11 protein-coding genes are annotated in these 13,672 nt (G+C 52.8%); 2 read left to right on the top strand and 9 right to left on the bottom strand.

Going from position 1 to position 13,672, the window contains the following annotated elements; all coding sequences use genetic code 11:
- Positions 1–665 precede the first annotated feature (665 nt).
- The gene (locus BMZ66_RS11075) at positions 666–1,664 is read left to right on the top strand and encodes a PstS family phosphate ABC transporter substrate-binding protein (protein WP_369407592.1); all 999 of its coding nucleotides are present in this window, start codon (positions 666–668) and stop codon (positions 1,662–1,664) included.
- A gap of 56 nt (positions 1,665–1,720) precedes the next feature.
- The gene (locus BMZ66_RS11070; protein WP_092672491.1) at positions 1,721–3,346 is read left to right on the top strand and encodes a tetratricopeptide repeat protein; all 1,626 of its coding nucleotides are present in this window, start codon (positions 1,721–1,723) and stop codon (positions 3,344–3,346) included.
- A gap of 72 nt (positions 3,347–3,418) precedes the next feature.
- Here BMZ66_RS11070 and BMZ66_RS11065 read toward each other — a convergent pair whose 3' ends face one another.
- The 9 genes from BMZ66_RS11065 to BMZ66_RS11025 form a co-directional block, all read right to left on the bottom strand.
- A complete protein-coding gene (locus tag BMZ66_RS11065) occupies positions 3,419–4,474 on the bottom strand; it encodes an RluA family pseudouridine synthase (RefSeq protein WP_092672488.1) in 1,056 nt (351 codons plus the stop codon).
- 73 nt (positions 4,475–4,547) lie between these two features.
- On the bottom strand, positions 4,548–5,189 hold the full coding sequence (locus BMZ66_RS11060; protein ID WP_092672485.1) for an OmpH/Skp family outer membrane protein: 642 nt from the start codon (positions 5,187–5,189) through the stop codon (positions 4,548–4,550).
- Between the two features lie 41 nt (positions 5,190–5,230).
- Positions 5,231–5,917, bottom strand: a complete 687-nt coding sequence (locus BMZ66_RS11055) for an OmpH/Skp family outer membrane protein (RefSeq protein WP_092672482.1) — start codon at positions 5,915–5,917, stop codon at positions 5,231–5,233.
- A 38-nt stretch (positions 5,918–5,955) separates the two neighbouring features.
- Positions 5,956–8,475: an outer membrane protein assembly factor BamA gene (gene bamA / locus BMZ66_RS11050; protein WP_092672478.1), complete on the bottom strand. Its 2,520-nt coding sequence runs from the start codon at positions 8,473–8,475 to the stop codon at positions 5,956–5,958.
- A 9-nt stretch (positions 8,476–8,484) separates the two neighbouring features.
- Positions 8,485–9,231, bottom strand: a complete 747-nt coding sequence (gene uppS / locus BMZ66_RS11045; protein WP_092672475.1) for an undecaprenyl pyrophosphate synthase — start codon at positions 9,229–9,231, stop codon at positions 8,485–8,487.
- Between the two features lie 133 nt (positions 9,232–9,364).
- The gene (gene porG / locus BMZ66_RS11040; RefSeq protein WP_092672472.1) at positions 9,365–10,147 is read right to left on the bottom strand and encodes a type IX secretion system protein PorG; all 783 of its coding nucleotides are present in this window, start codon (positions 10,145–10,147) and stop codon (positions 9,365–9,367) included.
- A 41-nt stretch (positions 10,148–10,188) separates the two neighbouring features.
- A complete protein-coding gene (locus BMZ66_RS11035) occupies positions 10,189–11,097 on the bottom strand; it encodes a DUF6089 family protein (RefSeq protein ID WP_092672470.1) in 909 nt (302 codons plus the stop codon).
- A gap of 138 nt (positions 11,098–11,235) precedes the next feature.
- Positions 11,236–12,129 carry an NAD kinase gene (locus tag BMZ66_RS11030; protein WP_092672468.1) on the bottom strand — a complete coding sequence of 298 codons (894 nt, stop codon included), beginning with the start codon at positions 12,127–12,129 and terminating at the stop codon, positions 11,236–11,238.
- Positions 12,130–12,208: 79 nt separating this feature from the next.
- Positions 12,209–13,669 carry a BamA/TamA family outer membrane protein gene (locus BMZ66_RS11025; protein ID WP_092672465.1) on the bottom strand — a complete coding sequence of 487 codons (1,461 nt, stop codon included), beginning with the start codon at positions 13,667–13,669 and terminating at the stop codon, positions 12,209–12,211.
- Positions 13,670–13,672 lie beyond the last annotated feature (3 nt).

Below are 13,672 nucleotides of genomic sequence, written 5' to 3'. Positions count from 1 at the left end.
ACGTTGAAAAGGACTGCACTTTTAGCGTAAGAGCACTCACTCTCGTATGAGTATAGAAAACCGAAAATCATTCTACATATAAAGCAGAAGCGCTCCACGAAAACTGCTAGCAATACGAGCAAGCGATTCAGGAATTGCTTTTCTAGTTGCGACAGAAGAAAACGTTTAGGAGTGGGCACAGTCCAAGTGTTATAAGCCGTTTTAGCTTATTTGCTGCGGTACCTAGACCGCTGAGGCAAGGCATTGGTATGGTTTCGCTGCAAATAGCTGAAACTAGCCCAGCGCTATGAAAAACGACCATTTTTCTACTCTTTTGCAGTGGCAGCCAGTAAGAGGCTATTATTGAGTCGAACCTTTAGCGGCTGAATCACGGTTTATTACTTCTCAATTCTTGCATTTACCCGTTATGCTTAATATTCCCACCACCGAAGAACGACTCGGCAAGTCTCCCCAACGATTGGTACATTACTTTGTCCTTTTCATGGCCTTAGTGTATGTAGGGCTGGGTGTTTGGCTATGGGTATCGGCTCATGAACCTTCCGATGGAGGTATTATTAATATGGGCACCAATGCTCGCCGGGTACTAGGCTCGGTGTTCATACTCTACGGACTCGTGCGATTTGGCCGAGCCTACCACGTGCATTTTCGCAAAAAAACTCCTTCTGATGACCATGAATAAGCGCGCATACTTACTTTCCTCAGGCAGCGCTCTTCTAGCCGGAGTTCTAGCGGTTGTGGCTTGCAATGGCCCCGGCACCCCGGGTGCGCAAGACACGCCCACTAGTGGTACGATAGCTGTGAGCGTGGACGAAACCTTCGCTCCTATTTTACAAGCGCAGGTAGACACCTTCTCGAAGCTCTATCCGAATGCGCACCTGAAAATGAGCTTCCAACCGGAAGAAAAGGTATTCTTAGACCTTATCAATGACAAGGTGAAAGTGGCGGTGGTCTCGCGTCAGCTCAATGCTGAGGAAAAGGCTGACTTTGTTAAGCAGACCATTACCCCGCGCATCACCCACATCGGGACTGACGGATTAGCTATTGTGCTGAACCGCAGCAACCCCGATTCTTTGTTGACAGTGGCCCAACTGGCGGATATCTTCACTGGCAAGGCCACCAATTGGCAGCAAGTAAGCGGCAAAAAAGGTCTGTCGGCCATTAATGTTGTTTTTGATGCCAACCGCAGCAGCACCGCGCGTTTCGTGCGCGACTCGGTGACGCGTGGCGCAACCCTGACAACCCGGGTTTTTGCGGCCAACTCGAACCCTGCTCTTCTTGATTATGTTGCGACGCATCCGAATGCCATTGGCATTGTGGGCGTAAACTGGATTTCGGACCGGGACGACCCCGCAGCGATGAAGTTCGCCAACAAGGTGCGAGTGGCCCGAATCACGGCCCGGCCCAATCCCAAGCCCGACGACTACATCCAACCTTATCAAGTTTATTTGGCTGAAAAAACAGCCGCCCAACTGGCAGAATATCCCGACTTGCAGAATTACCCGCTACGTCGCCACCTTTACATAATCAGCCGTGAGGCCCGTGTGGGGTTGGGCACGGGGTTTGCATCTTTCATGGCAGGCAAAAACGGGCAGCTCATTTTCCAAAAATCGGGATTGATGCCCGCTCAAATGCAGGCTCGTATTATTACGACTCCTAAACTGTAATCGCCCTGCCTGCGTACCCACTTTTCATTACCGCTTTTCAATCTTTTTTTCTTCCTATGAGTTTCAAGCCCTGGAAACAGCCGCTGCTCGTTGCCATTGCAATGGTAGCTGGCACTACGGCGGCCACCGCCCAAAACGTGCAATCCGCCCAACGCGCCATTGAGCTCGGCCGCTACAACGAAGCCCGTGCTGCATTGCGCCCCGGTTCTTCGCCCGAAGCTGCCTATGAACTGGGCCGCCTCTACGCGAAGCGCGAGATGCCCGACTCAGCTGCTTTTTACTTCAACCGCGCATCCGGCACCTCCCCTTTTGGTCAGGTAGCTGCTGGCCGTGCCTTGCTCGCCAAAGGCGAGGTGGGTCCTGCCGAAGCACAATTTGATGCAGCTGTAAAGGCAACTAAGAACAAAGACGCCAAACTGCTCACCATGATTGCGCAGGCGTATGGCGAGTCGAACATCAAAAACACCGGCAAAGTCCAAACATACATCAACGCTGCACAAACGCTGAACAAGAAAGACGAACCGGCGCTGATGGTAGCGCGGGGCGATGTTTACTTGCAGTCGGACCAAGGTGGTGGAGAGGCAATGAGCAGCTACGACCGTGCTATTAACGCCAATCCTAGCTACGCCCAGGCTTACTATAAGAAAGGCGCGTTAAACGTTCGTTCGCGTAACTACAACGCTGCCCGCGAAAGCCTCAACAAAGCTATTGAGCTTGACCCCAGCTATGCCCCCGCTCACCGGGAGTTGGCTGACATGTACTACTACGCTGGTCAGTACGACCTGGCCTTGGAAAGCTTCCAGAAGTACATCGGCCTGGCTGAAAAATCGCCGGCCACCGACGCACAATATGCTTCGTTCCTGTACCTGACCAAGAAGTATCCTGAATCTTTGGCCGAGGTGAACAAAGTGTTGCAGAGCGACCCCAACAACCTTACGATGAACCGCCTGCGCCCTTACTTGCTGTATGAAACCGGCGACTTTGCCGGGGCTGGCACGGCCATGGACACGTACATGAAGCTTGCTCCTGCCGACAAGATTATTTCGGAAGACTACGCTTACCAAGCCAAAATCATGAGCAAGACGGGCCGTGGCCCCGAAGCTATTGGCATGATTAAACAGATTATTGCCAAGGACCCTTCCAAAGCTTGCGACTTCCAGAACGACTTGGCGTCCATCTACGCCAACCAGAAGGACTACAAAGGTGCTGTGAGCGTGTATAAGTACAAGCTGACCAGCTGTAATGGTGACCTCACCGACCAGTTCCGTCTCGCTACGGCTTATACTGGCAACAAGCAGTTCACACAGGCCGACAGTGTTTACAACATCATCCTGACCGCGCGTCCTACTTACGCTCCTGGCTACTTGGCTCGGGCGCAGGTGAATTCTAACCTTGACCCTGAAGCCAAAAAAGGCTTAGCTAAGCCTTACTACGAGAAGTACATTGAGCTGTCGAAAGCTGAAGGTGCCGACCCTACTAAGTTCAAAGAAGGCGTAGTAGAAGCCAACGGTTATCTGGGTGTATATAACTTCCAGAAAGGCGACAAATCAGCTGCCTTGAATTACTTCGAGCAAGTTCTGGTACTGGACCCAGGCAATAAAGGTGCTGCCAACAACATCAGCATCCTTAAAGCCAAGCCTAGTGCTGCTGCTCCCAGGAAGGCCCCAGCCAAGAAGAAGTAGCCTGTACTTGTTCCATTCCAAACAAAAGCCCCGATGCAGCTGCATCGGGGCTTTTGTTTGGAATAAACTTTTTTATCCGGCCCAATTGCGCCATTTCGCAAGCACAATTGCGAAGTCTTCGGGCAGCTCGGCCTCAAAGTAAATTTGTTCTCCCGAAGTAGGGTGTACAAACCCCAGCGAAAGGGCATGCAATGCCTGACGCGGCATTAGCTGAAAGGCATTCTCTACGAAAGCCCGGTAAGTGCCCGTGTTCTGGCCTACCCGAATGCGGTCGCCACCGTAGGTCGCATCTGAGAATAAGGGGTGGCCAAGGTATTGCATATGTGCCCGAATCTGGTGGGTACGGCCCGTTTCCAGCACGCAGCGCAACAGCGTGACCGGCCCAAAGCTCTCCAGCACTTCATAATGCGTCACAGCGGGCTTGCCTTGCTCTCCGCCAGGATATACCGCCTGCACCTTGCGGTCGCGCAGGCTGCGGCCAATATTACCCCGAATAGTGCCCGTCGGGCCCGGTGGCGTCCCCCAAACCAACGCTAAATAGCTACGCTTGATAGTATGGTGAAAGAATTGCAACGAAAGATGCGTCATGGCAAACTCGGTTTTGCCAATAACCAGTAAGCCCGAAGTGTCCTTGTCAATTCGGTGCACCAATCCAGGCCTGATTTCACCATTGCGGCCAGTAGGCAAGTTGGCCAAGTGATGCGCTAAGCCATTCACCAGCGTGCCTTGCCAGTGGCCGTAGGCGGGGTGTACCACCAACCCGGCAGGCTTGTTCACAATAAGAAGCTCAGCATCCTCATATCGGATATCCAGGGGCATCTCTTCGGGCACCACTTTGCCTTCATGAGGAGGCTCTGGTAGCGTGATGGTAATGGTATCCTGAGGCTTCACCCGATAGTTGGGTTTCACGGGGGCGCCGTTCACCTCGACTGCCAGCGCCCGAATGGCTTCTTGCACCTTGTTGCGCGAGGTATTGCGCAAACGCCCCAGCAAAAACTTATCGATGCGTAGCAGTTCCTGCCCTTTATCGACCACAATGCGATGATGCTCGTAAAGTTCGTCGCCTAGCTCTGCAGCGTCTAAATCGGCTCCCTCTAAATCCTTAGCGTCTAGTTTGTTGCTTATCATACTTGGGTATTGATGCACGAAAAAAGCCGAAGCAACTGCTCCGGCTTTTCGCTACTGTGCGGCAAGTTGCCGCTTATTTCTTGGTTTTGGTTTTGGTCTTGCTGTTAACAGGAACCGCAGGAGCCGTGGCCGGAGCAGTAGTCGGGCCCGATTTGATGGTAGCAGCTGCGCCAGGCGTGATGCCCATTTTCTTCAGCACCAAGTCAGAGATATCGCCATCCTTGGGAGCGTGCAACAACAGCGGGCTTCCGCCACCATCCGAGTTGAACACGTAGGTGAAGCCATTTTCTTCGGCTACCGCATCGATGTTCTTTTGCAGCTTGTCGAGGGCAGGCTTCAGCAGGGTCTGCTGCTTCTGCTGCAGCGACTGCTCCGCGCTGCGCTGGAATTCCTGGATGGACTGCTGCATGTTCTGCATTTCCTTCTGCTTGTCAGCCTTCACGATGTCCGTCATGGTGGCTTCACCTTGCTGATACGCTTTGTATTTGGCTTCCAGCTCACCCGACTTGCTTCTCAACTGGCCTTCCAGTTGGGTATTGTAAGCTTTCAGGTCAGATTCAATCTGCTTGCTTTCGGGCATCTGGGCCAGCACATACTGTACGTCGGTGTAGCCAATTTTCAAAGGGGCCTGGGCCTGCGCAGAAGTGGTAGCCAGGGTTCCGGCGGTGAGCAGAGCAGCGGCGAGCGTCAGACGAAAGATTTTCACGAGGTTCATCAAAAAGAAAAAAGGTCAGAAAAATATTAAGACAAAGGTAATTACTTCAAGTTCTTCTTGCTTGGGCGAGCAGTTTTGGGTTTCAAAGCTGGTTTGCCATTGGCAGCTGGCTCGGGAGCACCCGAGTCAGACTCAAAATTAGGGTCGACGGGCGTTTGGGGCGGAGCCACGGTTTTTACGGTTCCTTTCGGGCCAGGCTGGTTGCGGTCCTCGGCACCAAGGCCTAGTTCTTCTAACACAAATTCCGTGTAATCGTGCGCTGGGTTGGTATAAAGCATGGTCAAATCGCCAGATTTATCGAAGAGCACAGCAAGCTGCTTCTTTTTAGCGACTTTTTCCACTGCTTCAAAAACCTTGTCCTGAACGGGCTTATTCAGCTCCTGGCGCTTCTTAAATATCTGGCCTTCGTAGCCAAACTGCTTGTTTTGGTACGCCTTGATGTCTTGTTCCTTCTTCAGGATTTCGTCTTGGCGCTTCTTCTTCATGGGCTCGGTTAGCACCACTTCCTCCGCGCTGTAGTTGCGGTACATCTTGTCGAGGTCTTTCTTCTGTGCCTCGATTTCCTTTTGCCACGTTTCGGAGAACGTGTTCAATTCGAGTTGGGCTTTGGCGTACTCAGGCATTTTGGCCATGATGAACTCCGTATCGACCCAACCAAATTTCTGTGCTTGAGCTTCAGACGCTACACTTAGCAACAATAAGGCCAGCAGGCCACGGAAAATCTTCATAGCTGAGGAAACGTGAAATGCTGCCTGCTAGTGCCCGACTAGCGAATTTGCTGTCCAATAATGAAGTGAAAGTGATTGGGGTCCTGCTTGCCAGCGTTAGGCACAGTCGGAATAACCTGGTCGAAACCATGGCCAAAGTCAAACCCTAGCAAACCGAATGCCGACATGAATATTCGAGCACCTACGCCAGCCGAACGGTAGAGCTTGTACGGGTTGTAATTCCGGTAAGAATCGTAAGCGTTACCAGCCTCAGCAAATGCCAGCACATAAACTGTAGCTGCCGGGTTAAGGCTGACAGGGTAGCGCATCTCCAACACGTACTTGTTGAAAGCTATACCACCCGCTTGCCTATCTTGAGCGGTAGGGATGGCAAACGTAGCGTTGGGGTCGTCGTAGCCGCGCAACCCGACAAAGTCGGTGCCAACCAGAAAGTTACCTCCGCCGTTATTACCTAAGCCTGCTCCACCCATTTTGAACCGTTCAAAGGGACCAATCTGACGGTTGGCACTGTAAGTGCCCAAGAAGCCAAAGTGGGCGCGGGTATTGAGCACCAGTTTGCCCACAATGGGGGTAAACCACGACGCGTCGAACATCCACTTGTGAAATTCAATCAGCTGGCTGGTATTGGGGTGGTTCGGGTTTAACAGCGAGTAAGGCGGCGTCAAGTTCAGGCTCAGGCTGAGTGCTGAACCCCGACGGGTATAAGTAGGGTTGTCGATGCTGTTACGGGCCAGCGTCGTGTTAAATGTGATGTTGGTAGCAAAACCCGTAGCGAAGCCAGGAATCAGGTTGTAATTCTGCGTCTGGTACTGGCTTAGCGAAAGCGAATTGCTCAGGGTGAAATAGTCATCTGGCACACGCAATTGCCGTCCCAAACCTATTGAGGCACTGTTTACCTTGATAAAGCTGCTTGTGGAGGCGTCCAAAGCCTGTCCCAAACGCTGAATGCTGTGGTTTAGGCTAAAGGAGAAAGAGTTGGGTCGACGGCCACCCAACCAGGGCTCCGTAAACGAGAGCGAGTAAGCTTGGTACTGAACGCCATTGGCTTGAATATTCAGAGCCAAACGCTGGCCATCACCCGATGGCACGGGCGTCCAGTTGCGGAGGGTACCGGCCTTCCGCATCGAGAAGTTATTGAAAACCAGTCCTACGGTGCCAATGAAACCTGCGAATCCGCCCCAGCCACCAGATAGCGTAACCTGGTCAGAGGGCTTCTCAACTACAGTGTAGTTAATGTCTACGGTGCCATCCACTGGATTTGGAATGGGGTTGATGCCAATCTTCTCCGGGTCGAAGTAGCCCAAAGTTGCGATTTCACGCTGCGAGCGGATAAGAAGCTCGCGGTTGAATTTGTCACCGGGAAGCGTGCGCAGGGTGCGGCGCAGCACGTGGTCGCTGGTTTTGGTATTGCCCGAGATGTTGATGTCTTTGATGTGTGCCTGTACACCCTCGCTCAAGCGCATCTCAATATCAATTGAATCGCCCTCTACTTTGGTTTCTACCGGGTCAATGGTAAAGAAGAGGTAGCCGTCGTTGAGGTACAGCGAAGAGATGTCCTGTCCGGTAGGATTGTAATTCAGGCGCTTATCGAGAATCTCCTTGCTGTATGGGCTGCCCGGCTTGATGCCAAGTACATTGGCTAGGGTTTTATCGTCGTAGAGGTAGTTACCGTTCCAGGTGATGTGGCGGAAATAGTATTTCGGCCCTTCATCGACGGTGATGCGCAATGCAAGTCCTTCGGCATCACGCACCAGCGTATCGCTCACAATGGTAGCATCGCGATAACCCTCTGCATTGTAGAACTCCACCAGGCTTTTCTTATCCTCTTCGTACTCGCTACGCTGGAACTTGGCGGGAGTGAGAATCTTGTACCACTTCCGTTCCTTGGTCTTTTTGAGCTTGCCCTTCAGCTTGCGGTCCGAAAACGCAGTGTTGCCTTCGAAGGCAATGTCATGAATGCGCACTTTAGCGCCCTTGTCTACATCGATGCGCAACGCCACGCTATTAGACAGAGAAGAGTCCGGCACCTGCATGATATTGACTTTGGCATCCAGATAGCCCTTGTTCACATAGAACTTGCGAACCTGCGTCCGGGTGTTGTTCAGCAAGGCATCGGTAACCACCTTGCCACGAATCAGGGTAATCTTTTTGGTAAGGTCCTCCGTTTGGCCTTTGCGAATACCCGTGAAAGTAAACTTGGACAAGCGAGGACGTTCCTTGAGGTTGTAGTCAAGGAAGATTTTATTGCCTTCGGTACGGGCGATGGTCACGCTCACATCTCCCAGAATGCCTTGCGCCCAGAGCTTGCGAATGGATTTACCAATTTCCTCGCCCGGAATCGAAATAGCGTCGCCTATCCGGAGGCCCGTCAGGCCAATGAGGGTGTTGGGGTCAAGGTAGCGAGAACCGCTTACCGTAATGCCTCCCAGCACGTACTTCTTGGGCTCGTCAATCGAGCCCGCAGCGCCCTGTTGCGCCAAAACCGGGCTGGCAAGCCCTCCCCCCAGCAACGAGAGGACCAGCACACATCTTACGAAGAAACTACGCACAATAATCATTACAAATATTTAAGATACAGCGATTTGCTCGCTGGTTTTACCGAATCGGCGCTCCCGGCGCTGATAAGCCCGAATAGCTTCCTGAAAATGTTCTTTCCGGAAATCAGGCCACAGCAAATCGGTGATGTAAAGTTCAGTATAAGCTAACTGCCACAGCAGAAAGTTGCTAATGCGCTGCTCGCCACTGGTTCGAATGAGTAATTCCGGGTCGGGCATGTTAGCCGTTACCAAGTAATTGGCTATCGTACCCTCGGTGATGTTCGCAGGCTGAAGCTGGCCACTGGCTACATCGGCAGCCAAGCGCTTAGCCGCTTGCGTCAAGTCCCAGCGCCCACTGTAGCTCAGGGCCAACACCAGTGTCATGCGGTTGCCTGCTTTGGTTAGTTCCATGGCTTCGGCCAGTTCGCGCCGGCAGTTGGCCGGCAGCGTGCTGATGTCCCCAATGGCTTCCAACCGAATGCTGTTCTTGAGCAGTGTAGCCGTCTCTTGGCGGATGGTATGCACCAACAGCTGCATCAACGCCATCACCTCGAGTGCCGGACGATTCCAGTTCTCAGTTGAAAAAGCGTACAGTGTCAGGTAACGCACGCCGAGTTCGGCAGCCTCCTCCACGGTCTCGCGCACGGCTGTAATGGCGCTTTGGTGCCCAAAGACGCGCAAGCCCCCCCGCTGCTTGGCCCAGCGTCCGTTACCATCCATGATAACGGCCACGTGGGCGGGAATATTTTGAGTATCAATATCGGCCTTGCCGGTCATCTTTGCGGTTTCGCTAAAAGAGGACGCAAGTTACGGAAATGGTTGCATTTAGCTGCTGCCAACACCTCCCAAGCATCTGCAGACAAGCAGAAACTTCTATTTACTGATAAGCCATACGCTTCTGGCGTAACTACTACTTTAACAGCTGACTATCCTTCTTATACTGGTCAGGGCACAGTATTTTGTAGAAGGTATATGACAGACTAATGCCGCTATAATAATACCAATCTTGAGTATGAGGGTTTACCAGAAGTGGGTCTTGGTCCGACAAGTGGTCTAAATTATCGGTGAAGGCTTTGCGCACCCCAGTCTCTAACCCAAGGTTGATGTGTTTCGACAGCGCATATTTGAAACCTACCCCTGCCGGTATGGAAAAGCCCAGCATGGCCCCCTGCCGATTGAAATCGCCTTCCAAAACCGGGTTATTGGTCACGGTGGAAGTATTGGCATAAAATGCTGCCACTCCCACAAACAAGTAGGGGGTGAAGTGAATCTTAGCCGTCCGATTACGGTAGTCTAGAAAGTTGTATTCCATTACAGCGGAGGCCTCCACTAAACCACCTTTGGTATTAACCTGCCGGTAGTTCTGTAAGGGTGGTACCCCTCCATTCACCCCCACAACATTGTCGTCGGCAGCTCGCAGAAACCCCGCCGTTATGCCACCACGCAAGGTGATAGGCACTGACACGTCTCTGCGGTAGAATGCAGTGAGCGCCGGCCGATTGTTCTGGAACTGATATTCGGGAGAGACTTCGCCCCGATAGTTGGTAGCACCAATGCCAATCCCAACTTCGCTAGTTGTTTGGGTAGTAGCAGTAGCAGTGGCGGTTTGCGCTTTAGTAATTGGGCAAAAAAACGCACTCCCCGCTTGCATAAGGCAAACGAGGAGTGCGCTCTGGAAAACAGAATTTGTCATTCAAACTGACTGTAAGGTATAAAATCAGCCAGCAAAGTACGCTAGCGGAACTTGGGGTTCTTGATGCGGGGAGTCAAGATGTAGTTCAAGGTGACACCGGTAACGATGTACCAGTCGGTTCTATTGCCTGCATCGCCACGTTGGGAACCAGCGTCATCGAACCCAGGAAATGCCGTACGGTTTCTAGTGATTTCGCGGCCGAAGTACCGTTGCGCGGGTGAGCCACCTGCGAGGGCTTGCGCACCTGCATATTTGCCACCTACATCATCAATGTAATCGGTAAAGGTTTTGCGCCAGCCAACTTCCAAGCTAGCATCAAAGTTCCGGTTGATGCGGTAGCGGATACCACCACCGAAAGGAATAGAAACGTTAACCTTGCTATAAGAACTAGCTTGTCCTTCGGTCTTCAAGTCTGCTAAGGCAATATATTGTCCTTCGCTCAACCCCAAGTCGTTAGGACCTACAAGGCCTTTCGGATTATGGTAGAAGCCTGCAACGCCGGCGAATACATAAGGTACAAAGTCAGGACGCTTGAGGTAGTTGTTCCGGTTTTCAATCAGGTCGAAAACTGCGACCGCAGAAGCCTCCAGGATATCGTTGCGGAAGCTCATGTTGCGGTTATACCGGAACCTAGAGTCCGCGCCTGCTTCGTCTGCTGCTAAAGCGTCATCGCCGGTGATGCGACCATAAGAAAGGCCAAAACGGCCTGAGAGACGAGGATAAAATCGACGGGTGATGGAAACACCTGCCCCCACACGCGTTGCGCCGAAGCGTAAGCTAGCGAAGCTAGTGCTTGGGGTAACATCACCAAAATAGTTTAGGGCGTTGAGGCTAAAGCCCACGGAGTTATATTGTTTCCGCTTACTGAACTGCTGAGCATTTGCTTCCGGCGTCGCCACTAGGGCCAAACCGAGCACAAAGGCCGTAGAATATGTGAAAATATTTTTCATAAGGCAGCAAAAATGATGATGCTAAGTTCGATTGTTATGGGCGGCACAGATAATGCGCAGTTTCAGACAGTGACAAAAGTAGGCGTTATCGGGAACTAAAAAAACTTTGTGAAAATTTTTAGACGAGAAATAGTCTAGTTACAATTGTATACCGGCTGGATTTCGGCGGTCAAGGCCCCAATTGAGCTTACTGCGCAAGGTACTGAGAAAGTTGACATGGTTGAGCTTAACCAAGCGCGCATTGAACGTTTCACGGCGGACGGCAATTTGAACGGAGGCTTCTACGGGCAGGGAGCGTGAATCAAGGGCCAGCATATAGCTCGTACTTCGTCCTTCAATTTCAAAGGAAATCACACTCTGGTCTGACACCACGAGAGGGCGCACATTCAAATTGTGGGGGCATACGGGGGCAATGATAAAATTGTTGGTCTGCGGCAGCATAACGGGCCCTCCGCAGCTCAATGAGTACCCAGTGGAACCAGTGGGCGTGGCCACGACCAAGCCATCGGCCCAATAGGAGTTGAGGTATTCCCCGTCGATATAGGTGTGCACGACAATCATGGACGAAGTGTCGCGCTTGAGCACGCTGAATTCGTTCAAGCCAAAGTTGAGGCTGCCAAATACGTCCGGGTCGGTGTCGACACGAATCAGGCTCCGTTCTTCGATGTTGAAGTGGCCCTTGTAGAGCGCATCGATGGCCTGGGCAATGCGGTCGGGGGTGATGGTGGCCAGGAAGCCAAGCCGCCCGGTGTGAATGCCTAAAATTGGAATCTGGAGGCTGCCCACATAAGTAACCGTGTCCAGGAGGGTGCCGTCGCCGCCAATGCTGAGCACGAACTGCACGCCACGTAGCGAGTCGCCACGGCGAAACTCGGTGGTGCCTTCGGGCAGGCGAATGCGGTTGCTAAGGAAGACCCTATAGGCTTCGCCAATGCGCACCTCGGCCCGGCGAGCGGCCAAGTCATCGAACAATGCCTGGATAGCCGGAGCGGCTTCGTCGTCGAAAGGCTTGCCGAGAATGGCGATTTTCATGCAGATAAGGAAAGCAGATTACGTAATGGAAAGGACTATTACGTAACAAATAAATAACTAACCGAGCGCGGCAAGACTGTTAAATCGGGAATTCGGCTCGGAAGAAATAACCGGTTTGGCCCAGTCCGTTCAAGGTATACTCGGCGGTAAATACCCGGTCGTAGTACGTGACAAGGTGCAGGCCAAGACCAATAGCGCTGAGGAAGTGGTTAGGAAGGCGGTTTTCGGGTAAAACATTAGAGCTGACTACGTAGCCCGCATCGGCAAAGATATTCAGGTAGACGGCTAAAGGGATGGTGTTGATTTTCGCGTTGCTGACCGATGGCAGCCGAACCGGCTCGGGATGGAACAGGCGATAAGAGAGTCCTTGCTGCAACAGTCCATAGTGGCGGCCGTCAATTACGTACTCGTCGTAGCCCCGCACCAAGTCTTCGTAGCCTAGAGCCCGCGAATCGGCATAGGCCAAATGGCGGGTGAGGCGGGCTTGGCCGCTGACCCCTGCCGCGTAGTAAAACTCGCGGCCCAGTGGCACGTAACGGGCATACTTAAGCCGTAGAGTGGTAAGGCTGGGGGTAGTATTGTCCAGGAAAACGCGGTGCGTGAGCCGGGCCTGAGCATACTGCCCCGTGAGCGGGTAAGCAAACGTATTGCGCTGGTTGCGAGTGCTGGTCAGGGTGAGGTCGAGGAACTCGCGCTGGGTACGGCCCTGGTAGTAGTTGGGGTTGTAAAAGTTGACAGAATCGTTGATTTGCTCGCGGTGATAAGAGGCATCGAGTGCTGTCAGAAACTGAACGGTATGGCGGAAACGTAGGCCCGCGGTAGCATAGAACCGCTGTATGGGAAAGCCTTGCTCGGCTCGCAATGCCACCAAGCGGTCGGTACGGGTGACGTAGTCAAGGGTGCGGCTTTGGTAAAACGAGGCTCCTGCTCCGAAACCAATGCGGCGGTGAGTGCCCAGCCCGGGGGCTTCGTAAAACAGCTCGTACTTGCGATTGAAGCCCAGTTGCAGGTTGGCGATGATTTGCTCGTTGCGCCCGCGAAAGTTGCTGCGCACTACGTGTACGCCATAATCGACTCGGCGCCAACGGTCCGGACGCTCGCTCCATGAGCGCAGATTACGGTCGGCCAAGGAAAAGATGGGTACGGGGAACGTGTACCAGCGCTCCTGAACGCCAAAAACGACAATGAGTCTGCCGCTGGCACAGCTGGCCTGAGCTACCACTGCATGGAACAGCTGCAGGTTGAATAACCGACTGCGGTTGGCTTCAAGCCGGGCACTCAAATCAGCCAACATTAGGGTGTCGCCTTCCCGGAAATCCAACTCAGCGCGAAGAATGCGCTCTTTGGTAACGCTATTGCCGGCAAAGAGGATGGTGCTAACCGCAGCACGCTCTACGCCTGGGCAGGGAACAACCCGGACCAGCGTATCTGCTGGCACCACAGTGGGACGCAGGGGACGGGCTAGCGTATCAGCGTCCTGAGCAAGGCTCAGGCCAGTGCTGGCCAGAAACACCCACAACGTCAATAAACCTTTTAGCACCCG

The sequence above is a fragment of the Hymenobacter arizonensis genome (assembly GCF_900115775.1).
Lineage (GTDB): Bacteria > Bacteroidota > Bacteroidia > Cytophagales > Hymenobacteraceae > Hymenobacter > Hymenobacter arizonensis.
The sequence above is the reverse complement of the archived record's forward strand: the minus strand, read 5'-3'. Positions and strand labels throughout refer to the sequence as shown.